This window comes from uncultured Gemmiger sp., from assembly GCF_934561205.1.
Taxonomy (GTDB): Bacteria; Bacillota; Clostridia; order Oscillospirales; family Ruminococcaceae; genus Gemmiger.
The window spans coordinates 60,009-83,500 of sequence record NZ_CAKTFU010000013.1 but is presented as its reverse complement, the minus strand read 5'-3'; the positions used below and the strand labels follow the sequence as shown (position 1 = coordinate 83,500).

General features: G+C 60.0%; 18 protein-coding genes. 14 read left to right on the top strand and 4 right to left on the bottom strand.

What is annotated here, in order from left to right; genetic code table 11:
• Positions 1-831: 831 nt before the first annotated feature.
• From Q0I19_RS08870 to Q0I19_RS08830, 9 genes are all read left to right on the top strand, one after another.
• Entirely contained in the window at positions 832-1,209 is a 378-nt protein-coding gene (locus Q0I19_RS08870; RefSeq protein WP_294760888.1) for a hypothetical protein, read from the top strand.
• Positions 1,210-1,624: 415 nt separating this feature from the next.
• On the top strand, positions 1,625-2,026 hold the full coding sequence (locus Q0I19_RS08865) for an OadG family transporter subunit (RefSeq protein ID WP_294760889.1): 402 nt from the start codon (positions 1,625-1,627) through the stop codon (positions 2,024-2,026).
• A gap of 18 nt (positions 2,027-2,044) precedes the next feature.
• Positions 2,045-3,235, top strand: a complete 1,191-nt coding sequence (locus Q0I19_RS08860) for a sodium ion-translocating decarboxylase subunit beta (RefSeq protein ID WP_294760890.1) — start codon at positions 2,045-2,047, stop codon at positions 3,233-3,235.
• 126 nt (positions 3,236-3,361) lie between these two features.
• A complete protein-coding gene (locus tag Q0I19_RS08855; RefSeq protein WP_294760891.1) occupies positions 3,362-4,069 on the top strand; it encodes a LytTR family DNA-binding domain-containing protein in 708 nt (235 codons plus the stop codon).
• Positions 4,069-5,298: a GHKL domain-containing protein gene (locus Q0I19_RS08850; RefSeq protein ID WP_294760892.1), complete on the top strand. Its 1,230-nt coding sequence runs from the start codon at positions 4,069-4,071 to the stop codon at positions 5,296-5,298. The genes Q0I19_RS08855 and Q0I19_RS08850 overlap by 1 nt, the downstream gene beginning before the upstream one ends.
• A gap of 782 nt (positions 5,299-6,080) precedes the next feature.
• Entirely contained in the window at positions 6,081-8,000 is a 1,920-nt protein-coding gene (locus Q0I19_RS08845; protein WP_294760893.1) for a glycoside hydrolase family 2 TIM barrel-domain containing protein, read from the top strand.
• A gap of 329 nt (positions 8,001-8,329) precedes the next feature.
• Complete coding sequence (locus Q0I19_RS08840) at positions 8,330-11,329, top strand: glycoside hydrolase family 3 C-terminal domain-containing protein (protein WP_294760894.1); 3,000 nt, start codon at positions 8,330-8,332, stop codon at positions 11,327-11,329.
• A 347-nt stretch (positions 11,330-11,676) separates the two neighbouring features.
• Positions 11,677-13,239, top strand: coding sequence for an MFS transporter (locus Q0I19_RS08835; protein ID WP_294760895.1), 1,563 nt, complete (start codon positions 11,677-11,679; stop codon positions 13,237-13,239).
• 121 nt (positions 13,240-13,360) lie between these two features.
• Complete coding sequence (locus Q0I19_RS08830; RefSeq protein ID WP_294760896.1) at positions 13,361-14,578, top strand: M20 family metallopeptidase; 1,218 nt, start codon at positions 13,361-13,363, stop codon at positions 14,576-14,578.
• A 374-nt stretch (positions 14,579-14,952) separates the two neighbouring features.
• On the opposite strand, the gene Q0I19_RS08825 is transcribed toward Q0I19_RS08830, so the two are convergent.
• The 3 genes from Q0I19_RS08825 to trxA form a co-directional block, all read right to left on the bottom strand.
• Positions 14,953-16,188: a 6-phosphofructokinase gene (locus Q0I19_RS08825; RefSeq protein WP_294760897.1), complete on the bottom strand. Its 1,236-nt coding sequence runs from the start codon at positions 16,186-16,188 to the stop codon at positions 14,953-14,955.
• Positions 16,189-16,614: 426 nt separating this feature from the next.
• Positions 16,615-17,052, bottom strand: a complete 438-nt coding sequence (locus tag Q0I19_RS08820; protein ID WP_294760898.1) for a MarR family transcriptional regulator — start codon at positions 17,050-17,052, stop codon at positions 16,615-16,617.
• Between the two features lie 11 nt (positions 17,053-17,063).
• Positions 17,064-17,375: a thioredoxin gene (gene trxA, locus Q0I19_RS08815; protein WP_294760899.1), complete on the bottom strand. Its 312-nt coding sequence runs from the start codon at positions 17,373-17,375 to the stop codon at positions 17,064-17,066.
• 428 nt (positions 17,376-17,803) lie between these two features.
• Here trxA and Q0I19_RS08810 point away from each other — a divergent pair, with 428 nt between their 5' ends.
• From Q0I19_RS08810 to Q0I19_RS08790, 5 genes are all read left to right on the top strand, one after another.
• Entirely contained in the window at positions 17,804-18,235 is a 432-nt protein-coding gene (locus tag Q0I19_RS08810) for an Lrp/AsnC family transcriptional regulator (RefSeq protein WP_294760900.1), read from the top strand.
• Positions 18,236-18,247: 12 nt separating this feature from the next.
• A complete protein-coding gene (locus tag Q0I19_RS08805) occupies positions 18,248-19,237 on the top strand; it encodes a glycosyltransferase family 2 protein (protein WP_294760901.1) in 990 nt (329 codons plus the stop codon).
• 144 nt (positions 19,238-19,381) lie between these two features.
• Positions 19,382-19,927 carry a phosphodiesterase gene (yfcE, locus tag Q0I19_RS08800; RefSeq protein WP_294760902.1) on the top strand — a complete coding sequence of 182 codons (546 nt, stop codon included), beginning with the start codon at positions 19,382-19,384 and terminating at the stop codon, positions 19,925-19,927.
• Between the two features lie 13 nt (positions 19,928-19,940).
• Positions 19,941-20,774: an MYG1 family protein gene (locus tag Q0I19_RS08795; RefSeq protein ID WP_294760903.1), complete on the top strand. Its 834-nt coding sequence runs from the start codon at positions 19,941-19,943 to the stop codon at positions 20,772-20,774.
• Entirely contained in the window at positions 20,771-21,691 is a 921-nt protein-coding gene (locus Q0I19_RS08790; RefSeq protein ID WP_294760904.1) for a GNAT family N-acetyltransferase, read from the top strand. The genes Q0I19_RS08795 and Q0I19_RS08790 overlap by 4 nt, the downstream gene beginning before the upstream one ends.
• A 364-nt stretch (positions 21,692-22,055) precedes the next feature.
• Here the strand turns inward: Q0I19_RS08790 and Q0I19_RS08785 are convergent, their stop codons facing one another.
• Positions 22,056-23,429, bottom strand: coding sequence for a DUF3048 C-terminal domain-containing protein (locus Q0I19_RS08785; protein ID WP_294760906.1), 1,374 nt, complete (start codon positions 23,427-23,429; stop codon positions 22,056-22,058).
• Between the last annotated feature and the right edge of the window lie 63 nt (positions 23,430-23,492).

The following is a 23,492-nucleotide window of genomic DNA, read 5'->3' as shown; positions in this document are numbered from 1 at the left end:
GGAAAAGATAGGGAACAAGGATACCATATCTCTTAATCAGTGGGTCCTGGGTTCGAGTCCCCGATGGTGCACCAAAGTACAGCCTTACGGAAAACGTAGGGCTGTTTTTTGTTTTGTGCGTTATTGAAAAGCAGTGCCGGGTGCACCATCGGGGGCGAGAGTGCCCCAGAGGGGCAAATAATAGATAATAGATAATAAATAAGAAATAATAAATATGGAGTGCGCGCCGTGCGCGCACATTTATACGACGGAGATGCGGGCGGGGAGACTGCGATGAAATTGCGATGTAGGGCGGGTTGCCCGATAGGTTGGCGTTGGCGCAATGCGGCAAGGAGGGGTCGAGACCCCTCCCTACGAACAACCGGGAGGTAAGCGGTCATAGGGGAAAACGCCTGGTTCCGGTAGGCTTGTAGGGGACGCATAGTTGCGTCCCGGGCGGATTATCCGTTAGGTTGAGTTGTCGGGATGGTTGCGGCGGGCGGCATAGTAGCCGTGCCTACGGAGTACCCGTAATGTTGTTATTGCCGCAAAGTCGCGGGCGGTCGATGACCGCCCCTACGGGGTGGTGCTGTTTTGGTTTGGTGTATTTATCGAAAAGCGCGCCAAAAGGCTGAAAAATCGTGATTGTGCTGCAAGGTTTGCGGTAATTTATGTGCAGCTATACAATTCTGAAAAATTTTGTGGACAAACGAAATAAATTGGGTTTAAATTTAGTTATACCGATAAGAAACGCAAGAGCTTTTTGGAGTGTATATGAGATAGGCTTTTGTGCCGGAGCGGTTTACGTTAAGCAAAGACACCTGCAAAAGCGAATACAGGGAGGTTGGCAACATGAAAAAAGGAATTTGGGTACGAAATAAAATCATTCCCTGCTACTTAAACGGGGCAAAACTGGCATTGGCAATGTTGCTGAAAGAAAAGCCGTTGTCGGAAACGCAGATCGCAACGGCGATTTCGGAAAAAGGGAGAAACTGTGACCGAAAAGAACTGGGCAAGATGCTGGCAAGCCTAGAGCGGATGGGGGTTATCACCCTGTCGGACGGGGTCTATTCGTGCAGTTCTGAGAAGTTGAAAACCTGTCAGGTTTCATATTCTGAGGATCAGTTGATCGATTGGATCGGCATGACGCAGAACACAGTGAACGGAAAGGCCTTTTACAGCGCAACACCGCCCATGAGCGTCAGTTCTCATGAAAATACCGGCATATAATAGGGGCGACGGAGGATAGCACTCTGTTTGCGAAGGTGGCAGGGGCGGCATAGTGGCCGTGCCTACGGAGTACCCATTATGTTGTTGCAAACGAAAAGTCGCGGGCGGGGCATGCCCCGCCCCTACCGCAAAAGGCTTCCCCCAAAAGTGGGAAGCCTTTTGCGGTTTACCCGTTATATCGCATTACCGGGACGGTTGCAACGGGCGGCATAGTAGCCGTGCCTACAAATCAACCCATAAAATTATCATCACCATAAAACTGCGGGCGGGGCATGCCCCGCCCCTACCGTGCATTGTTTTTTTCGCAAGTTTTTTGCCGAAAAGTCTACACAAAACGGGGATTGTGTGTTATAATCATAACAAATAGCCTTTTTTATGAGAGAGAAAGGTTTGTATGATAAAGGAGGATCCCCTTATGCCCACTATTGCCCTGCTGGCGCTCGAAGCTGCCGACGGAACAGTTGTGCTGACCAGCATTACGCTGGTGTTTGCCATGCTGGTCGCCCTGTGCCTGATCATCACGGCCGAAGGCAAACTGTTCGATGCACTGAACAACAAGAAAAATCCCAAGCCTGCCCCCAAGAAGGCGGACAAGCCCGCCGCTGCTCCCGCTGCCAAGCCCGCCGCTGCCCCTGCCCCCAAGGCTGAGGGCGGTATCCCCGGTGAGATCATTGCCGCTATCTCCGCTGCCGTTGCCACGGTCGTGGGCGGCAACGCCGTGATCCGCGGCATCAAGCGTATCCCCAAGAACGGCGGCAGCCGCCGCGGTGCCTGGGGCGATGCCGGCGTGCAGGAACATACCACACCGTTTATGTAAGGAGGGGCAGAGAATACCATGGGTGCTATTTTAACCAATATCAGTGAGATCTTTGCCAACTCCGGCTGGGCGCAGATCTTCTTTGTCGAGGGCGGCTGGAAGTATGCTGTCATGATCGCCGTGGCCTGCGTGCTGCTGTACCTGGCCATTGCCAAGCAGTTTGAGCCGCTGCTGCTGTTGCCCATCGGCTTTGGCATGTTGATGACCAACCTGCCGCTGGACGGCATTTTCCACATGAACATCTTCATCAACGAGACCAACCACATCGACTGGGCCTTGCTGGGTTCCACCGGCGGCATGGCCGACTACATCTACCTGGGCGTCAAGCTGGGCATTTACCCCCCGCTGATCTTCCTTGGCATCGGTACCATGACCGACTTCACCCCGCTGATCGCCCGCCCCTCCAGCCTGCTGCTGGGCGCTGCCGCACAGCTGGGCATCTTCTTCACCTTTGTCGGCGCTAAGATCCTCGGCTTCACCAACCGCGAGGCTGCCTCCATCGGCATCATCGGCGGCGCCGACGGCCCCACCGCCATCTACGTTACCACCAAGCTCGCCCCGCACCTGCTGGGTTCCATTGCCGTGGCGGCGTACTGTTATATGGCGCTGGTGCCGGTCATTCAGCCGCCCATCATGAAGGCGCTGACTACCGAAAAAGAACGTCAGATCGTTATGGAGACCCCGCGCAAGGTTTCCAAGACCGAGAAGATTTTGTTCCCCATCATCGTTACCATCATCGTTTCCCTGACGCTGCCTGACGCCGCCCTGCTGGTCGGCTGCCTGATGATGGGCAACCTGATGAAGGAATCCGGCGTGGTCGAGCGTATCACCAAGACCGCCGGCAACGAATTGATGAACATCATCACCATCTTCCTGGGCTTCACCGTCGGCTGCACCACCAACGCCGCCACCTTCCTGAACCTGCAGACTGTTGAGATCATCGTTCTGGGCATCATCGCCTTCGGCGTCGGCACCGCAGGCGGTGTGCTGCTGGGCAAGGTGATGTGCGTTGTCACCCACGGCAAGGTCAACCCGCTGATCGGCTCTGCCGGCGTTTCTGCCGTGCCTATGGCCGCCCGTGTTTCCCAGAAGGTCGGCCAGGAGTACAACCCCAGCAACTACCTGCTGATGCACGCCATGGGCCCCAACGTGGCCGGCGTTATCGGTTCTGCGGTTGCTGCCGGTATCCTGATCAATATGTTTGCCTGATAACCGAACTTTTACGGCCCCTGCCAAACGGCGGGGGCTGTTTTTTTGTTGCGGCGGAACTTGCATCGGCGCGTAAATTATCCTATAATATAGACAAAAACAAATCCGCGAAAGGGAGGTGCGGCGATGCTGAATATAGCGGTGGTGGACGACGAACGGGAAAACCGCGAACGCTTGAGCGGTTTTATAAACCGCTACGCGCAGGAAAACAACCTGCCCTTAGTCGTGACGGATTTTGCCGACGGTGCGCAGATCGCCCAGCCGTACCAAGGCGGGTTTGACATTATTTTTCTGGATATCGAAATGCCGCTGCTGGGCGGCATGACGGCCGCCGAGCGTATCCGCGCCGCCGACCCCGACGTGGTGTTGGTGTTCGTGACGAATCTGGCGCAGTACGCCATCCGCGGCTATGAGGTCGAGGCGTTTGATTTTGTCTTGAAGCCCGTGGAATACTACCCGTTTTCGGTCAAGCTGGGGCGGGCGGTGCGCCGTGTGCAGAGCCGCCGCGGCAGGCAGCTGGCCTTGCAGACGCCCGACGGGCTGCGCATGGTGGATTCCGAGCAGGTGTTGTATCTGGAAACCCACGACCGTATGCTGCACTACCACACGGCGGACGCGGTGTACTCGGTGCGGGGCAGCCTGCAAAAGGCCGAGCAGGAGTTGGCGGGGTATCACTTTGCCCGCTGCAACCAGTGCTATCTGGTCAATTTGAAGTACGTCAGCGGCGCGGACAACGAGTTTGTCACGGTGGCCGGTGAAAAACTGGAAATCAGCCGCCGCCAGCGCACTGCGTTTTTTGCGTCCATGGCGGGGTATGTCGGGGGTATGCTGTGATGGCGACGGTGCTTTCGACGTGGGTGTATATGGCGGGGGCGCAGCTTTGTTTTTGGCTGCCGCTGAACCGCCACCCGGATTTTGCGCGCCGCGCGGCGCTTTGCCTTGCGGCGGATCTTGCGCTGGCGGCCTTCGTTATTGCACTGGTGACCCGCTGCGGGCTGAGTATACCCGGCTTTGTGGCGGCCGGCGCGGGCTTTATGGTGTGGTCGGCGGTGGCCACGCGGCTGTGCACGCCGCTGAATACGCCCGGCAGCGTGTACTGCGCAGTCTGGGTGCTTCTGGTGACCGAGACCGCCCACGAGCTGTGGCTGATGCTGGTATGGGCGGCCGAACAGCGGCTGCACTGGACCTTTTTGCCCACCATGCAGCCCGTAACGCTGGTGCTGTATTACCTGCTGCTGCGCTACACTGCCGCGCGCACCATGCCGCAGGCGGGCAGTTACCGCATCGGGCCGCGCCAGCTGGTCAGCGGTTTGCTGTTGAGCGCGATTTTTGAAGTGCAGAGCGTGATGCTGCTGTTCCAGCGCGGCGAGGACGTGAACTCCGCGCTGGTGGTTTCGGCGGTTTTGACGCAGCTGTACTGCCTGACGCTTTTGTATTTGCAGACCGAGCTGTTTAAGAAATCGGCCATGAAAAAAGAGATGGATATGCTGAACCTTTTGTATGAGCGCCAGCGCCGGCAATACCTGGTGGCGCGCAAAAATGTACAGCTTATCAACAAAAGATGTCACGATTTGAAGGTGCAGATCGCCGATCTGCGCCGCCTTGCGCCCGCTGCCGCCGAGGCGCAGCTGCGCGAGGCCGAGGCTGCCGCCGCTGCCTACGACACTGCCGCCGACACCGGCAACGAGGTGCTGGACGTGGTGCTGACCGAAAAGACCCTGCTGTGCCAGGCCGACGGCATACGGCTGCACAGTGTGGCGGACGGCGCCTGTGTGCGGTTTTTGGAGGCGGGCGACCTGTACACGCTGTTCAGCAACGTGTTAGACCTGTGCATCCAGCAGGCCAAGGCCGTGCCCGAACCGGAGCATCGGATGATCGATTTGGTGGTGGTGCATCGGCAGGGGTTTGCGGTCATCAGTGCGGCGGTGCCCGTGCAGGGCCAAGAGGTGAAGGAGGATTACCCGCTGAAGGTGATACGCCGCATTGTGGAGGGTCACAACGGCGTGCTGACCTGCGAGTGCGCGGGCGGGTTTTATATGGTGAAGATTTTGTTCCCGGCGTGAAAACTGTACTTTCTTTGGACGCCCAAAGAAAGTACCAAAGAAAAGCGCCGCTACTTCCGAGGCGCGGGGCACGGCCAGGGGGGCCAGCCCCCCTGGACCCCCAAATGGGTGGGTCGCGGACGGGCGGGGCTAAAAAATCGTCAAGACACATTTTTTGACGCCCCGCCCACCCGCTCCCATCTTACGGCTCCGCCGAAAAATTCACCACCCGGTAGGGGCGGGGCATGCCCCGCCCGCGACATAACGGCAACGCCAACCTAACGGGTAAACCGTCCGAAAGGCTTCCCCCTCCGGGGGAAGCTGTCACCGCAGGTGACTGATGAGGGGGTGCCTGCCGGATACCTCCCCCTCATCCGGCGCATACGCGCCACCTTCCCCCCAAGGGGAAGGCTTTTGTACTCTCCACGCCACGCAACAGCCCTTCAATTTTTGTGCCATTTGCACAAAAATCGTGGGGCGTTTTTGTGCGCCTGTGACCGAATATCCCGCAAAATGACCGTTCTTCGCAAGGGTATTGCGAATTTTGCCTACATATTATACAATACTTGCAGAAAAATAAGGAATACCTAGGGCGATACCGCATAATTCTAAGTGCCGATACGGCGAGCGAGGTGCGGCAGATGCTAAGCCAAAAGCGCAGATAATACTTTGTGTCTTATCGAGCATTTTGGCAACGCAGATGCCGTGCCGCAGCCGCCGGAGCGGTGCTTAAGCCGTCAGGCGGGAATTGTGCGGTGTTACCCTATCTATCGATACAAACCAACCGATGAGGAGAGCGGACGATGCGCACTGTTACCAAGCTGATGAAAAACTGGCAGTTCACCGGGCCTGACGGCAAGGTGACGGCGGTAGACCTGCCCCATACCTGGAACAACATCGACGGCCAGGACGGCGGCAACGACTACAAACGCTGCACCTGCCTGTACCAAACGAGCTTCGCCAAGCCCGAATATGACGCGGACTCCCAGCAGGTATGGCTGCAGTTCGAGGGCGTCAACGCCAGCGCCGCCGTTACGCTGAACGGCACCGAGGTCATCTGCCACGACGGCGGCTACTCGACCTTCCGCGCCGATGTTACCGCCCTGCTGACCGACGAAAACACCCTGACCGTCGCCGTCGACAACAGCAAAAACGACCGCGTCTACCCCCAAAAGGCCGATTTCACCTTCTACGGCGGCATCTACCGCGACGTCAGCCTGCTGGTCGTCAGCAAAAATCACATCGCGCTGGATCACCTCGGCAGCTGCGGCGTGCGCATCACCCCCACCGTCAAGGGCAGCAGCGCCGACATCCGCGTGCAGACCCGCGTCGAGGGCGAGGGTGAGGTGGAAATCACCGTCACCGATGCCGCCGGCAGCACCGTGCTGAACGGCAGCGGCACCGACACCACCCTGACCATGCAACACCCCCGCCTGTGGGACGGTGTGCGCGACCCGTATCTGTACACCTGCGTTGTCCGCCTGATGAAAGACGGGCAGCCTGTCGATGAAGTCCGCCAGCGCTTCGGCGTGCGCAGCTTCCGTGTTGACCCCAAGCAGGGCTTTTTCCTGAACGGCCGCGCCTACCCGCTGCACGGCGTTTCCCGCCATCAGGACCGCAAGGGTCTGGGCAACGCCATCACCCGGGAAATGCACGACGAGGATATGCAGCTCATCAAGGAGATGGGTGCCAACACCGTGCGCCTGGCCCACTACCAGCACGACCAGTACTTCTACGACCTCTGCGACGAGGCGGGCATGGTCGTCTGGGCCGAGATCCCTTATATCAGCGAGCACATGCCGAACGGCCGCGCCAACACCATCAGCCAGATGCAGGAGCTGATCGAGCAGAACTACAACCACGCCTGCATCGTCTGCTGGGGCGTGTCCAACGAGATCACCATCTCCACCAAGGACAAGCGCGACATGCTGGACAACCACCGTGTGCTCAACGACCTCTGCCACGAGATGGACGACACCCGCCTGACCACGCTGGCCTGCTACGCCATGTGCGGACCCTTTAACCCCGTGGCGCACATTACCGACCTCGTCAGCTGGAACCTGTACCTGGGCTGGTATGTGCCTGGGCTGTTTTTGAACGATCTGTGGATGGATTTCTTCCACCTGTGCTACCCGAACCGCCCGCTGGGCTTCAGCGAGTACGGCGCCGAGGGTATGCCCAACCTGCACAGCGAGCATCCCCGCCGCGGCGACCACACCGAGGAATATCAGGCGATTTACCACGAATATATGCTGCGCTGCTTTGAGCGCCACCCCTGGCAGTGGAGCACCCACGTCTGGAATATGTTCGACTTTGCCGCCGATGCCCGCGACCAGGGCGGCGAGCCGGGCATGAACCACAAGGGGCTTGTCACCTTTGACCGCAAAACCAAGAAGGACAGCTTCTACCTGTACAAGGCGTGGTGGAGCGAGGACCCGTTTGTGCATATCTGCGCCAAGCGCTTTGCCGAGCGCACCCGCAATGAGATCGAGGTCAAGGTCTACTCCAACCGCAAATCCGTTGCGCTGTTCGTGAACGGCGAAAAGCTGGCCGAGCAAAACGGCGAACACGTCTTTACCTTTAAGGTCAAGCTGAACGGCAAAACCAAAATTCAGGCTGTGGCAGGGGACTGCATTGATGAGGCCGTGTTTACCAAGGTAAGCACGCCGAACCCCGATTACAAGCTGACTAAAGGCAAGACCAAGAGCGCAAACTGGGTGTAAGCAAGGCTTTTCATAGATAATAGATAAAAGATAATAGATAAGAAATGTGGAGTGCGCGCCGTGCGCGCACATTCAAAAAACGCGGCGGCTTGCCCGCGTGGTTCGTGTTGCCGCAAAATCGCGGGCGGGGCATGCCCCGCCCCTACGGTGCGGCGTAGGTTTTGCGGCAGCTGCCTGTTTGGTTGTAGGGGCGAGCATTGCTCGCCCGTGCCGCCTGCCCGTCAGAAGAAACTCTGCGGCGCAAACACCCCTTTACCCCCCAGTAACGACCCGCTGCTAAGCGGTTTGTTTATAGAAACCCATGGAGAAAACAACAAGGAGAAAACAAGATGGAAGACGTAAAGACCCAAAAAAAGGCTTTGAAAAAAGCCTACAAAAAGGCTAAGCGTAAGACCATTACGCTGTGGAAAGTCCTGACGATCCTCTGCGCGATCGTTATGATCATTTCCGTGCCTTTGTCCGTACTGGCCGCAAAGTTTGACAACACCATGGCTGCCCGCTTTGGCGGCAGCTTCTGGGATCTGGAGAACGAGGACACCAACGCCCAGTATTACACCAGTGACTTCAACTCCGCCGAGGAGATGGTCAACTACGGTCTGGCTTTGACCCAGCAGGTCGAGGCCGAGGGCGCTGCCCTGCTGATGAACAACAACAACGCGCTGCCTCTGGCTGCCGACGCTAAGGTCAGCACCTTCTCCAACAGCAGCGTCAACCTCGTGTACGGCGGCACCGGTTCCGGCAACATTGATGCCTCCACCGCCGACACCCTGCGCACCGCCCTCGAAAAGGTCGGCGTCACCGTCAACCCCACCCTGTGGGACTTCTACACCACCGGCGCCGGCAAGGACTACGCCCGCTCCAAGAGCGGCACCGTCGCCACCGCCAGTGAGGTCACCGCCGAGGTGCCTTGGAGCGTCTACACCGACGAGGTCAAGGACAGCGTTGCCCAGTACGGCGATGCCGCCATCGTGACCCTGTCCCGCGTCGGCGGCGAGGGCGCTGACCTTTCCTACGGCGAGGTCAACTATCTGGCGCTCGACGACAACGAGAAGGAAATGCTGCAGAACGTGGCCGAGATGAAGAAGAACGGCATCGTCAAAAAGACCATCGTGCTGATCAACTCCGCCAACGCCCTGCAGGTCGATTTCCTCAAGAACAACGAGTACGACATCGACGCCGCACTGTGGATCGGTGACGTGGGCATCTCCGGCATCAATGCCGTGGCCGAGATCCTGACCGGCAAGGTCAACCCCTCCGGCAGCCTGGTCGATACCTACTGCTACGACAACTTCAGCGCCCCCGCCATGTGGAACTTCACCCCCACCACCTACGAAGGCTATGTCGAGGGCGGCGATGTGTCCGCCAAGGCTAAGTCCTACATGATCTACCAGGAAGGCATCTATGTGGGCTACAAGTACTACGAGACCCGCTACGAGGACTTCGTCACCGGCAACGGCAACGCAGGCGACTACGCCTACGGCGACATCGTGGCTTACCCCTTCGGCTACGGCATGAGCTACACCGACTTTGACATCAGCGACATGAACGTCAACTACAATGCCGCCGATGATACCTACACCGTCACCGTCAAGGTCACCAACACCGGCGACATGGCCGGCAAAAAGACCGTGCAGGTCTATGTCCAGAGCCCCTACACCGACTACGACAAGGAAAACGGCGTCGAGAAGTCTGCCGTTTCTCTGGTCGGCTTCGGCAAGACCGGCATGATCGAGCCGGGCGCTTCCGAGACGCTGTCCATGACCGTCAACAAGCGCGATATCGCTTCCTACGACACCTACGGCGCCGGCACCTACATCCTGGACGCCGGTGACTACTACTTCACCGCCGCCACCGATGCCCACGACGCCGTCAACAACATTCTGGCTGCCAAGGGCTACACCGTCGAGTCCACCAACGGCAAGATGACCGCCGACGGCAACGCCGACCTGACCTACACCTGGACCGAGGATGCCCTCGACACCACCACCTACGCCACCAGCGAAAACGGCACCGCCATCACCAACCAGCTGTCCTGCGCCGACCCCAACCTGTACGAGGGCGTCGACGAGACCGTGACCTGGCTGAGCCGCTCTGACTGGAACGGCACCCTGCCCACCGAAACCGTCAAGCTGACCCTGACCGAGCTGCTCAAGAAGGATCTGAAGGACATCCGCTACGATCCTGCCGACTACGAGAGCGTTGAGATGCCCACCCTGGGCGCCAAGAACGGCGTTAAGCTGTACGACATGATCGGTCTGGACTACAACGATCCCAAGTGGGACGAGCTGCTGGATCAGATGACCTTCGACGAGATGAACTCCCTGATTGGCGACGCCTTCCACTGGACCATGCCCGTCAAGAGCGTGGAAGCCCCCGGCACCCGTGATGAGAACGGCCCCCAGGGTCTGACCGCCAGCCTGCTGAGCAGCGACAAGACCCAGCTGACCGCCACCGCCTTCACCTCTGAGGACGTGATGGCTGCCACCTTCAACACCGAGATCATGACCGAGATCGGCAAGGTCATCGGCAACAACTGCCTGGAAGCCGACATCGCCTGCCTGTACGGCCCCGGCAACAACATCCACCGCACCCCCTACGGCGGCCGTAACTTCGAGTATTACTCCGAGGACGGCTTCCTGTCCGGCATGATGAGCGCCTACGAAGTCGCCGCCATTCAGGCAAAGGGCGTCCACGTTGTTATGAAGCACTTTGCCCTGAACGACTGCGAGCAGGACCGTATCGGTCTGGGCGTCTGGCTGAACGAGCAGGCTGCCCGTGAAGTCTATCTGAAAGCCTTCCAGGCTCCCGTCGAGGTCGGCAACGGCAACGGCGTCATGATCGCCTACACCCGCTGGGGCGCTGTCTGGTCCGGCGGCAACTACGGCCTGGTCACCGGCATCCTGCGCAACGAGTGGGGCTGCGAGGGTATGATCATCACCGATAACGTTCTGACCAAGTATGTCAACGGTCCCGACGGTGTGCTGGCCGGTGTGTCCATCTACGACGCTATGATGTCCTTCGTCACCGACACCCTGCCCCAGTACAAGAACGACCCCGTCATCGTCACCGCCATGCGCGAGGCCTGCCACCACAACCTGTACGCCATCGCCAACTCCTGCGGCATGAACGGCGTCGGCGCCGACACCACCGTCAAGGTGCATGAGCTGCCTTTGGTAAGCCTGCTCAAGAACATTGCCCGCATCTCCGCGGTGCTGTTCGTTGTCTTTGCCGTGCTGTGGGTGCTGGGCGGCAAGAAGTTCCGCAAGACCGCCGAGTACACCGCCTACAAGACCTTTAAGAAGGAACTGAAGGCACAGAAGAAGAAGTAAGATTCCTTCGCAAATGCCTTCCCTTTTTGGGAAAACTAAGCCTGTTGAAAAGCCCTTTTGCGGGCAGTAATGTAGGGCGCGTGTCTTGACCGCGCCGTACATCTGGCTGCGCGCAGCGCATAAAATCGCGCCGAATGGCGCGTGGTTTCCCGATATATCGTACTATCGGTTAGGCTGCACGGAACGGTCAAGACCGTTCCCTACAAACCAGCCGGAAGTTCGCAATCGTCCTGTTGGGTTTATCGACAGTCTGATTCCATCCGCAACATCCAAACGACCGTGCAGGGGCGGGGCTTGCCCCGCCCCTGCTATTTTTTCAACTTTAACGCACAGGAGTTGGTCTTACTATGAGTGAAACAACAGCCCCCAACGCCAATGGTATGAACCGCGCCAAGCTGTACCAGCTGGTGCTGTTCCCGCTGAACAACGGTGCCACCAACGTCTACTATGTTCTGGTGCTTTCTTATATTGCAACCTTCGGCAGCAAGGTGCTGGCACTCAGTATGCTGTTTGCGTCGGTCATGGTCACCGGTATGCGTCTGTTCGACGCCATCACCGACCCCGTCATCGGCGCGCTGATGGATCGCACCAACGGCAAGTTCGGCAAATTCCGTCCGTTTATGGTCATCGGCAACCTGATCATGGCCGCCAGCGTTCTGGCGCTCTACTGCCTGACCCCGCAAATCCCCGCCGCTGCCACCGCCGCCCGCTATGCCGCCTTTGTGGCGCTGTATGCGGTGTGGGTCATCGGCTACACCTTCCAGACCAGCTGCACCCGTTCCGGGCAGACGGTCCTGACCAACGACCCCAAGCAGCGCCCGCTGTTCACGATTTTCAACACCGTCGGCTCTCTGCTGGGCATGGGCGCGATGCAGTTCTTTGCCCCCATCCTCGCCAAAAAGTTTGAGGGCGGCTATGCCTCCGCCGGGTTCTTCCGCACGCTGGCGCCCGTGGGTGTCGTCATTTCGCTGCTGCTGACCTGCTTGGCGGTCATCGGCATCTGGGAAAAAGACCAGCCCAAGTATTTCGGCGTCGGCGGCAGCACCGAAAAGGTCAAGATCAGCCAGTATATCCGCATCATCAAGGAAAACACCCCCATGCAGCGCCTGATGGTGGCGGGTGCCGGCTGCAAGCTGGCGCTGTCCATCGCCACCAACACCACCGTGCTGTGTATGCTGTACGGCTGCATGATGGGCGACTACGACGGGCTGTACCTGCCCATGATGGTGCTGGGCTATGTGTTCAGCGTGCCGTTCTTCCTGCTGACCGTGCGCACCAGCCAAAAGCACGGGCAGAAAGCCAGCCTGATGAAGTACGTCACCGTGGCGCTGGTGTGCTATGTGGGCGTGTTCGTCCTGCTGCTGCTCTGGGGCAAGGGCGACGGTTTCACCCTGTCCATCTTGGGTGAAAACGGTCTGGCGCTCAATCTCTACACCGTTTTGTTTATCGCTTTCTTCGGCGTCGGCTACGGCGCGTACTACGCCACCGCCGATATGCCCATCCCCATGGTCGCCGACTGCTCCGACTACGAAACCTACCGCAGCGGCAACTATATCCCCGGCATTATGGGTACGCTGTTCAGCCTGGTTGACAAGCTGGTGTCCAGCCTGTCCGCCACGGTGGTGGGTATTGCCGTCAGCTTTGTGGGCTTGCAGAGCCTGCCCACCCAGTATGACCCCTACACCCCCGGCATGAGCGTGGTGGTCATTGCGCTGTTCTGCGTCATCCCGATGGTCGCTTGGGCTGCCACCCTGATCGCCATGAAGGGCTACAGCCTGACCGGCGAAAAGATGAAGGAAATTCAAGCCGTCAATGCCTGCCGCCGCGACGCCGTGGCGAACGGTATGACCTTGGAGGATGCCATGCAGAAATGGCAGACCCTTGACCAGCTGCCCGAAAGCTACCGCTAAAAATGCGCTGTCCCGCCCCCGCAGGGGGCGGGATTTTTGTTTACCCGGCAAAAATTAACAAATACCCGTTGACTGCCGCGCGGTTTCTGGGTATGCTACTATACAAAGGAAGGTGTTTTGTATGCTGAACCAACAAATTTTGTCCGAAGCCCGCGCCGACGCCGCTGCCATCGCCGCCGACCGCCACGCCCTGCACGCCCACCCCGGCACAGGGTTTGATATCGACTATGCCGTGCAGTACGTCACCCGCCGCCTGACCGAGCTGGGCTATGCCCCGCAGCCCTGCGGACGCGCGGGCGTTACCGCCACGGTGGGGCAGGGGGGCAAGACCTTTTTGCTGCGCGCCGATATGGACGCCCTGCCCGTGCAGGAGGCATCCGGCGTGGACTTTGCCAGCGAGGTACCCGGCAAGATGCACGCCTGCGGACACGATATGCACACCGCCATGCTGCTGGAAGCCGCGCGCCTGTTAAAGCAGCACGAAAGCGAGCTGCAGGGTACCGTCAGGCTGATGTTCCAGCCTGCCGAGGAAATTTTTGAAGGCTCGGCGGATATGATCGCCGCCGGAGTTTTGCAGGGGGTCGATGCCGCGCTGATGATCCACGTCACCGCCGCCATGCCCTTTGCCCCCGGCACCGTGATCGCCTGCGACGGCGGCGTCAGCGCCCCGGCGTGCGACATCTTTGACGTGACCGTGCAGGGCAAGGGCTGCCACGGCTCGATGCCCAACCAAGGCATTGACCCCATCGCCGCCGCCTGCGCCATGGTCACCGCCCTGCAGGAGCTGCCCGCCCGCGAGTTTGCCATCAGCGACGAAGCCGTGCTGACGGTCGGCTACCTGAACGCCGGCAACACCAACAATGTCATCCCGGACACGGCGCGTTTCGGCGGTACGCTGCGCACCTTTGACGAGGAACTGCGCGCCAACGTCAAAAAGCGCATGCAGGAGATGGTGCGGGGCATCGGCACCGCCTACCGCACGGGGGTGGAGCTGGCTTGGCCCAGCAGCTGCCCCACGCTGCTGAACAACGCCGACTTAGCGGCGTGCATCCCCGGCTACCTGCGCGAGCTGCTGGGCGAGCAGGGCTGCTTTACGGCAGGGCAGCTGGCCGCCATGGCGGGGCCCGGCAAGCCGCAAAAGGGCACCGGCAGCGAGGATTTTGCCTGTGTCAGCCAAAAGGTGCCCAGCCTGATGCTGGCCTTGGCGGCAGGCCGCCCGCAGGACGGCTACTGCTACCCGCAGCACCACCCGCAGGTGCGCTTTGACGAAGCCTGCCTGCCCGCCGGTGCCGCGGTCTACGCCTACGCCGCCGCACGTTGGCTGGAGGAACACAAGTAAATAGATAAGAGATAAAAGATAATAGATAATAAATAAGGAGTGCCCGCGGTGCGGGCACATTAAAAAACGCAAAGTAGGGGCGAGCATTGCTCGCCCGTGCCTGTTTGCCTTGTAAGAAAACCGACCCGGAAAAACGCGATGCTGCGCCAGGTTGGCGGGCGACCAATGGTCGCCCCTACACATTCCATAGACCAAGAACGTGTTTTTTGACAGCCTGAGTGCCCGCGGTGCGGGCACATTGAAGAAAAACGCCAAGTAGGGGCGGGGCATGCCCCGCCCGCGACCTTGCGGAAAACGCAACCCGCCCACACCAAACCGACAAACAAAATGTGCCGCCCCGACGGGGCGGCACATTCTTGTTGCAGCGGTAAATTTTATGCTTCGGGCAGGTAAATGTGGTGGGGCAGACCCTCGACGTAAATCGGGGTCAGCTCGGCCTGCACCAGCGGCAGGGCATAGGCGATAAACTCATCGGTCATGGCGGTGTGGTCGGCGTTGACCCATTCCAGGGGCACCTTCTTTTCCAGGTTGGCAACCTCGCTGATGGGGTGCAGGCTGGTGCCGCACTGGTACGGCGCGTTGGAAATGCGGTCCAGCGCGACCATCTCGCCGGTGTGACCCTCAAAGGCGGCCTTGGCGGCGGCACCGCCGACCTGATATGCCTCGGTGATGTCGGTGCGGCTGGTCAGGTGGCCGGCGCAGCGCTGCAGGGTCGAAAGCTCAATGCAGCGGGTCTTGGTGTCCAGACGGCGGGCGACCGTGTTGGCCAAAAAGCGCGCCGTGCCGGTCAGCGCCTTATGGCCGAAAGCGTCCACCGCGTGTACGTCGTCGGCCAGCTCGCAGACGTAGCGGCCGTCCTCCAGCTTGACGCCCTCGGACACGGCGATGACGATGCTGGGCTTGTCCTTCTGCATACGCTCGACCTTTTCCACAAAGCGGTCGACGTTAAAAGGCACTTCGGGCAGGCAGATCATGTCCACGCCCTCGCAGTCCTCGGCCTTGGCCAGGGCAGCGGCGGCGGTCAGCCAACCTGCGTTGCGGCCCATGATCTCGACAATGGTGACGTACTTGGTGCCGTACACCGTGGCGTCGCGGATGATCTCCTTCATCACAACGCCGATATACTTGGCGGCGCTGCCGTAGCCGGGGGTGTGGTCGGTGATCATCAGGTCGTTGTCGATGGTCTTGGGCACGCCCATAAAGCGGATATCGCTGCCGATATGGCTGCCGTAATCGGCCAGCTTGCCGATGGTGTCCATCGAGTCGTTGCCGCCGATGTAGAAGAAGTAGCCGATGTCCAGCTCCTTCAAAATCTCAAACAGCTTTTGGTAGACAGCCTCGCCCTCGGCGGTGTGCCAGTCGGGCAGCTTGTAGCGGCAGGAACCGAGATAGCTGGACGGTGTGCGCTTGAGCAGCTCAATGTCCAGCGCGGATTTCAGCTTGTCGTCCAGCACGCAGGTGCGGCGCTCCAACAGGCCGGCCACGCCGTGCAGCATGCCGTATACCTTGCCCGCGCCGCGGCGCTTGCAGCTTTCATACACGCCCGCCAGGCTGGCATTGATGACCGAAGTGGGGCCGCCGGACTGGCCGACGATCGCATTTTTACCCATAGTTCTCCTCCTTGTTTGCAAAAACCAAAGCCAACGTTTCTTGTGGTTTCAGTGTATCACGCCAAGGGGGATTTGACCATTGCGGCAGTTGCTTAAAATTTGCGTGCGATTTGTGCAGTGTGTACGTTCCGTCTGGCGGAACGCATCAATTGCCGCTGGGCGGGTTATAGAAAAAAATTCCATAGTATGGAATTTTACACCGTCAATCCATGCAAGAACCGGGCATAAACCTTGCAAAAATTGCGGTTTACGCCCGGTAATTGTGCATTGTTACTAAACTTTTTTACGAAAATTCGTTGTTTTGACAAAACGGCGAACGGATTTTGCGCCCGGCGGGACGTCGGCAAAAATTCACAGCAAAATATGTGCGATTTTGCGTCGGCAGTAAAACCCTGCGGCGGGGGCGGCCCGCTTGCGGAACCGCCGTCACTGCCCCGAAAGACAGCCCAGCAGCTTGTTCAGGGTCGCGCGCAGGTTGGCGGCCTCCTCGCAGGAAAGCTGCATACAGCACATCATGCGCGCGGGCACGGCGGCGGCGCGCTGCTGCAGCGCCTGCCCGGCGGGGGTCAGCTCCACCAGCAGGTTGCGGGTGTCCTGTGCGTCGCGGGCGCGGCGCAGGTAGCCCTTTTGCTCCAGCTTTTTCAGCAGCGGGGTCAGCGTGCCGGAATCCAGATACAATAGCTGCCCCATCTGCTTGCTGCTGACCGTGCCATACTCCCACAGCACCAGCATGGCCAGATACTGCGTGTAGGTCAGATCCAGCTCGTCCAAAAACGGCTTGGCGCGGCGGGTGATCTCTTTGGCGCAGGCGTACAGCGGAAAGCAAAGCTGGTTTTCCAGCTTGAGTTCATCCTTGCAGGGCATGGCGCGCCCCCTTACAGATACTTTTCGATCATGGCGCGCACGGCGGACTTGGGGCGGAAACCGACGGCCTGCTCCACAGGTACGCCGTTTTTCAGCACGACCAGGCAGGGGATGCTGCTGATGCCGAATTGCTGCGCCAGGGCGTTGTTTTCGTCCACATCAACGCTGTAAAACTCGGCACGGTCGTCCAGCTCATCGGCCAGCTGGTCCACGATGGGGGCCAGCATACGGCAGGGGCCGCACCAGGTGGCGTTGAAATCCACAACAGCCAGCGGCTGGGTCTTGGCGGCGGAAAGGTCGTTGTTTTTTACGGTAGTAAGCATGAGAAAGCCTCCTTGAATTGTGTGCGATTGATTGTATGCAATTAGTTTAGCAGAACATGCGGCATTTGTCAAGTGTTTTGGTAGGAATTGGCTTCGGGCAAGACCCGGCAGGCATTTTTATACAAAAACACAAAAGCCCGCAGTTACCTGCGGGCTTTTGTGCATAGAGGGGTGGGAAAGTATATAAAGGTCAGTGAATGTCTTTGTTGATTACAATAATTATTATACCCTTTTTTCTTAAAATGTCAAACTTCCCCCTTGTATTTTCTTTTTCAAAAGATTATAATATTGCAGAAATGACTTTATTTTATTTAGCAATTTCCCGTTAAATTCACTTTTGAAGCAATACGCAAACCGCACAAGGCGTTTTTTCTTGATTTTATTTTTTTTGTGCGCATTATACAAACCCAGGAAAGAGGAAATTCCGCATGGATGAATTAGACCACAAAATCGTTCAACTCTTGGCCGAAAATGCACGCATGCCCGTCAAGGACATTGCCCAGCACGTCAGCCTGACCAGCCCCGCCGTGTCCAGCCGTATCCACCGCCTGGAGCAGGAGGGCGTCATTGCGGGGTACACCGTGGTGCTGCACCGCCCCGAATCCCCCGCGCGGGTCGAGGCGCTGATCTCGGTTCTGGTGGATGCCGCCACCCGCGCCGATTTTCTGTCGCTGGTGGACGAGGAACCGCAGGTGCTGCAATGCTACCGCGTGACCGGCAGCTACAACTTTATGGTCAAGGTCAGCTGCACCGACATCGACGCGCTGGAGCATCTGCTGACCCGTATGCAAAAGCTCGGCTCGACCAACACGCAGATCATCTTGAATACCCAGCTGGACCGCAGCCTGGCGCTGGACTAAAAGGAGCCCGACGTGAAAGCAACCGTTATCATTCCGAACCTGAACGGCGCAGGCTGGCTGCGCGATTCCATCGAGAGCATCTGGCAGCAGACCGAGCAGGACTTTGCGCTGATCGTCGTGGACAACGGCTCCACCGACGAAAGCCTTGCCATCGCCCGCAGCTACCAGGGGCACCCGCGCTATACGCTGATCGAAAATGCCGAAAACACGGGCTTTTCCCACGCCGTGAACCAGGGCATTGCACTGGCCAAAAGCGAGTATGTGGCGCTGTTCAACAACGACGCCTTTGCCGAGCCGACCTGGCTGGCCGAGCTTTTGCGCACCGCCGACGCCGACCCCCGCATTTTTGCCGTGAGCAGCCTGATGCTGCGCTACTATGAGCCGCATCTGGCCGACGATGCGGGCGACTATATGACGATTTTGGGCTTTGCCTGCAAGCGCGGCGACGGCCTGCGCGCCGAACGTTACACAAAACCCTGCCGCGTGTTCAGTGCTTGCGGCGGCGCGGCGCTGTACCGCAAGGCGGTGCTGGACGAGATCGGCACCTTTGACGAAAACTTTTTTGCCTATTACGAGGACGTCGATTTAAGCTGGCGCGCCAACAACCGCGGCTGGCGCAACGTCTACTGCCCCACAGCCCGCTGCCGCCATATCTGCGGCGCAACCACGGGCGCGGTGCGCTACAACCCGTTCAAGAGCATCCAAAGCGGCCGCAACAGCATTTTGCTGCCCTACAAAAACCAGCCGCTGCTGATGCTGGTGCTGAACTTTGTGCCGATGCTGCTGGGATATCTGTTAAAGGTGTTCATGTTCCGTCTGCGCGGTTTCGGCAACGACTACGCCAAGGGCTTTCATGAGGCGTGGATCGCCCTGCCCAAGCTGGATAAGCCGCGCTTTCGCTGGCGCGATCTGCCCAACTACCTGTGGGTGGAATGCAGCCTGATCGCGGGGCTGTTCCGCTACCTTGTGTACCGCGTGCAGCGCGCGCTGAAAATTACCTGAGGCTGTCGATTTTGATGCCCGCCCGACAAGGCGGGCGTTTTTGTTTGGCGGGCAGGGCGGGTGAGCCAAACAAATCCACATGCCCCCTTGCAATTCACCCCCGATTCGCGGTAAAATAAAGCGATAGATTGAGAGGTCTTACCCATGAAACTGATGATAGCATCCGATATCCACGGCGCGGCGGGGTACTGCCGCGACCTGCTGGCCGCCCATGACCGCGAGGGCCGCCCCCGGCTGCTGCTGTTGGGCGATATCCTGTACCACGGCCCGCGCAACGACCTGCCGCCCGCCTACGCCCCCAAGGAGGTATTGGCCATGCTGAACGCCCGCAAGAACGAGCTGTTCTGCGTGCGCGGCAACTGCGACGGCGAGGTGGATCAGATGGTGCTGGAATTTCCCATTCTGGCGGACTACGCGCTGCTGGAATCCGGCGGGCGGCTGATCTACGCCACCCACGGCCACCACTACAACACCGCCTGCCTGCCGCCGCTGCAGCCCCGCGATATTTTGCTGCACGGGCATACCCATGTCCCCGCGTGGCAGCCCTTCGGCATGGACAATTATTACCTGAACCCCGGCTCGGTGTCCATCCCCAAAGAGAACACGCCCCACGGCTATATGCTGCTGGACGACCATGTTTTTACCTGGAAACACCTCGACGGCACGGTGTACCACACCCTGACTGTATAAAAGGAGCATTGCTATGAAGATCCCCGCAAAAGGCTTTACCCACGGCGGAAAATTCCATGCAGACGACGTTTTTTCCACCGCGCTGCTGCAAATTCTGCGCCCGGACATCCAAATTATCCGCGGCTTTACCGTGCCCGACGGCTTTGACGGCATCGTCTATGACGTGGGCGGCGGCATGTTTGACCACCACAGCGAACCGCGCGAGACCCGCGCCAACGGCATCCCGTATGCCGCATTCGGCCTTTTGTGGCGGGTGCTGGGCGCGCAGCTGGTGGGCGAGCATCAGGCCCGCCTTATGGACGAAAATTTCATCCAGCCGCTGGACCTGAACGACAACACCGGCGAGCAGAACTCGCTGGCGGACGCCATCGGCAGCTTTAACCCGCTGTGGGATTCCAAGGACGACCCCGACGCCTGTTTCCTGCGGGCGGTGGCCGTGGCCAAGCAGGTTCTGGAAAACGAGATTGCCGCCGCCAATGCCGTAAACCGTGCCGACGACGCCGTGCGCCGCGCCTACGCCAACATGCGGGACGGCATCGTTGTGCTGCCCGCCTACATGCCGTGGAAAAACGGCCTGTACAAGACCGACGCCCTGTTTGTCGTCTACCCCAGCCAGCGCGGCGGGTACAGCGCGCAGTGCGTCAACGACCACCGCACCAAGCGCAGCAAGCTGCCGTTCCCGCCCGCGTGGGCCGGCCGCCCCGAGGAGGAGCTGCGCCGTGTCAGCGGGTTGGGGCTGCGGTTCTGCCACCCCAGCCGTTTCCTGATCACCGCCGATGACAAGGCCACCGCCATCGAGGCCTGCCGCCGCACCCTGCGCGCCGCCGGCCGCCCCGTAAGCGAATGACGCCGGAATTCGGCCCCGCCGCCAGCACCGCCGCCGACCGCGCCCCGATGCCGGAACCGGCGTGGGTGTATCTGCTCCGCTGCCCCGACGGCAGCCTGTACTGCGGCTGGACAAACGACCTGGCCCGCCGCCTGAAAGCCCACCAAACGGGCAAGGGCGGGGCTAAGTACACCAAAAGCCACGGCACCGCCGCTGTGCGCCTGACCTACGCCGAGCGCTGCGCCGACAAAAGCGCCGCGCTGAAACGCGAGGCCGCCGTAAAAAAACTGCCCAAGACCGAAAAGGAGGCGCTGGCCGCCCGCTGGCTTGCCGACAACGCCGTGACGCTGCGCATGGCCACCCCCGACGATGCCGCCGACGTTGCCGATTTGTATAATTGGTATGTGACCCACGGGCTGCAGACGTTCCAGTACGCGCCCAGCACAGTGCAGGAGTACCGCCAAAACATTGCCGACGTGCTGACCGCCGCGCCTTTTCTGGTGGCTTACGCCGCCGACGGCCGCCTGCTGGGCTTTGCCTGCGCCCACCCCTGGCACAGCCGCACGGCCTTCGCCTGGGACGTGGAGACCACCGTCTACTGCGCGCAGGACGCCGTGGGGCAGGGCATCGGAAAACGACTGTACACCGCGCTTTTGTCGCTGCTGACGCGGCAGGGCTACCGCAACGCCTACGCGCTGGTGACGGGCGGCAACAAGGCCAGCGACGCGCTGCATAAGGCGCTGGGCTTTAGCCGTTTCGGCGTGGAAAAGCGCACAGGGTACAAGTTCGGCCAATGGCTGGATTTAACCTATTGGGGTTTGCCGCTTGTGCCTGGCAGCGAGGAACCCGCCCCCGTGCGCAAGCGGTTGAGCGAGGGGGAAATTGAGGAAATCCTTGCGCAATGCGAAAGTGGCGGGGAATTCAGAGTTAAGAGTTAAGATATTGTATGCCCGCCTTGGCGGGCATTTTTTTATGGAAAAACGCCCTTGTTGTGCCGTGCGGTGTGCTCAGCTTGTAGAAAAAAGCCTGTTACCGGAAGATTTGTAGGGATGGGTCTTGACCCATCCGCACATCTGGCCGCGCGCAGCGCATAAAATCGCGCCGAATGGCGCGCGGTTTTCTAGTTACGTCGTGCTTTTGGCAAGGCAGCACGGAACGGTCAAGACCGTTCCCTACAAACCAATCGTTAGGCCGCAAATGCTTGTTGTGCCGTGCGGTGCGTCCCAAAAACAAAAAATGCGCCGCTTGCGCGGCGCACCGTATCTGAACTCTAAACTCTTAACTCTTAACTCTCGCCAAAGCTCATCCCGCCAGCAGGGCCTGATTTGCGGCGATGGTCTGGTTCAGTTCGTCGATTTTGGCGGTCAGCTCGTCCCGCTTGGCGATAAGCTCGGCGTTTTCGGGGTCGTCAGCCAGGGCGGTGTTGACCTCCTCCAGCTCCGACTGCACCGATGCCAGATCCGCGTTGGCGCGGTCCAGGTTGTCCTGCGCGTCGGTCAGGGCCTGCTGGGCGTCCAGCTGGGCCTGTGCCGCGGCGGCTGCCTCATCGGAGATGCCGCTTTCCAGCAGGGCGGGCTTGGCGGGCAGCTCCTGCGGGGTGCCGTCGGCGGCGGTCACAGCCAGCGTCTGGCCGTAGTAGCCGCCCCAGACGGCGATATAACTCTTGCCGGGGCTGACCGTCAGCGGGGTGCCGTCGGCCTCTTTCAGCTCCAGCGGGGCGGTGGCGTCCTCCTTGCTCCAGGTGATGGCGCGCCATGCGCCGCCGTACAGGTACAGCCCGTCGCCGCCGGTCAGGTCATATTGGCGGGTGTGGCCGTCGTCCTTGACGCCGCTGGACGCATACAGCACAAACACGTTGGTAAACCGCGCTGCTTCGCCGTTTTCTGCGTCTGTCAGCGGGGTGCCGTCGGTGTTCAGCTTGGTGTACAGCGCCGTTTCGGCGTCATAGACCAGCTGCTCGGTGCCGTCGGCCGAGAAGGCGATGCTCAGCGTCGTGCCGTTTTGGGTTTGCGGCATCGGCGCAGGCTCGGCAGAAAAGCGGAACAGCGGCGCGGTCTCGCCGTTGGCGGAGGCACCGTAAAATTCCAGCCCGGCGCGCACGCCGTCGGCGGTGGTGTAAAAGCAGTTTTCCTCGCGGTAGCCGGCCAGCTGGCGGTCGGTGTCAAAGGCAAAGGCCGTCTTGCCCACATGCAGGCCGTCCACGTCCTGATACCCCAGCGTGTTGAGCAGGTTGGAGGCGTAGACGTTTTTGCCGATATGCACGGGCACGGCGTTCAGCGGCAGGGCAAATTGCAGCAGCAGGTCGCCGGCCTCGCCCACGGGGCCGACCTTGCCGATCTCATCCACCTTGCCGTACAGCGCCAGCATGGCGGGCGTGGTGCCCACAACGGTGCCCTGCATCAGCACGTCCGCCGAGGCCACGCCCCACTGGGGCTGTGCGCCGTAGATGGTGCGCAGCGTCACGGCCACGGGGCGGCAGTTGGCGTAATCCGCGTCGGCGATGCCGGTCAGCGGGTTGAAGTTCAGCGCCGGTTCCGCGGGCGTCGGTGTCGGGGTGGGGGTCGCCGTGGGTGTCGCGGTGGGCGCAGGGGCGGCAGAGGAAGTGCCCGACGCGCCGCAGCCCGCCAGCAGGGCGGCAGCCAGCAGCACGGCCGCCAATTTTTGCAGTTTTTTCATAAGCAGTACCATTTACATTGCGAAAAGGCGCGGCCGGCCGCACAGGCCGCCGCGCCGGGTTGC

What these genes read in the sequence shown, in the direction of transcription:
- Q0I19_RS08870 (WP_294760888.1), top strand. Translation starts at nt 832, where the DNA reads ATGAAAAAAGGAATTTGGGTACGAAATAAAATCATTCCCTGCTACTTA.
- Q0I19_RS08865 (WP_294760889.1), top strand. Translation starts at nt 1,625, where the DNA reads ATGCCCACTATTGCCCTGCTGGCGCTCGAAGCTGCCGACGGAACAGTT.
- Q0I19_RS08860 (WP_294760890.1), top strand. Translation starts at nt 2,045, where the DNA reads ATGGGTGCTATTTTAACCAATATCAGTGAGATCTTTGCCAACTCCGGC.
- Q0I19_RS08855 (WP_294760891.1), top strand. Translation starts at nt 3,362, where the DNA reads ATGCTGAATATAGCGGTGGTGGACGACGAACGGGAAAACCGCGAACGC.
- Q0I19_RS08850 (WP_294760892.1), top strand. Translation starts at nt 4,069, where the DNA reads ATGGCGACGGTGCTTTCGACGTGGGTGTATATGGCGGGGGCGCAGCTT.
- Q0I19_RS08845 (WP_294760893.1), top strand. Translation starts at nt 6,081, where the DNA reads ATGCGCACTGTTACCAAGCTGATGAAAAACTGGCAGTTCACCGGGCCT.
- Q0I19_RS08840 (WP_294760894.1), top strand. Translation starts at nt 8,330, where the DNA reads ATGGAAGACGTAAAGACCCAAAAAAAGGCTTTGAAAAAAGCCTACAAA.
- Q0I19_RS08835 (WP_294760895.1), top strand. Translation starts at nt 11,677, where the DNA reads ATGAGTGAAACAACAGCCCCCAACGCCAATGGTATGAACCGCGCCAAG.
- Q0I19_RS08830 (WP_294760896.1), top strand. Translation starts at nt 13,361, where the DNA reads ATGCTGAACCAACAAATTTTGTCCGAAGCCCGCGCCGACGCCGCTGCC.
- Q0I19_RS08825 (WP_294760897.1), bottom strand. Translation starts at nt 16,188, where the DNA reads ATGGGTAAAAATGCGATCGTCGGCCAGTCCGGCGGCCCCACTTCGGTC.
- Q0I19_RS08820 (WP_294760898.1), bottom strand. Translation starts at nt 17,052, where the DNA reads ATGCCCTGCAAGGATGAACTCAAGCTGGAAAACCAGCTTTGCTTTCCG.
- trxA (WP_294760899.1), bottom strand. Translation starts at nt 17,375, where the DNA reads ATGCTTACTACCGTAAAAAACAACGACCTTTCCGCCGCCAAGACCCAG.
- Q0I19_RS08810 (WP_294760900.1), top strand. Translation starts at nt 17,804, where the DNA reads ATGGATGAATTAGACCACAAAATCGTTCAACTCTTGGCCGAAAATGCA.
- yfcE (WP_294760902.1), top strand. Translation starts at nt 19,382, where the DNA reads ATGAAACTGATGATAGCATCCGATATCCACGGCGCGGCGGGGTACTGC.
- Q0I19_RS08795 (WP_294760903.1), top strand. Translation starts at nt 19,941, where the DNA reads ATGAAGATCCCCGCAAAAGGCTTTACCCACGGCGGAAAATTCCATGCA.
- Q0I19_RS08790 (WP_294760904.1), top strand. Translation starts at nt 20,771, where the DNA reads ATGACGCCGGAATTCGGCCCCGCCGCCAGCACCGCCGCCGACCGCGCC.
- Q0I19_RS08785 (WP_294760906.1), bottom strand. Translation starts at nt 23,429, where the DNA reads ATGAAAAAACTGCAAAAATTGGCGGCCGTGCTGCTGGCTGCCGCCCTG.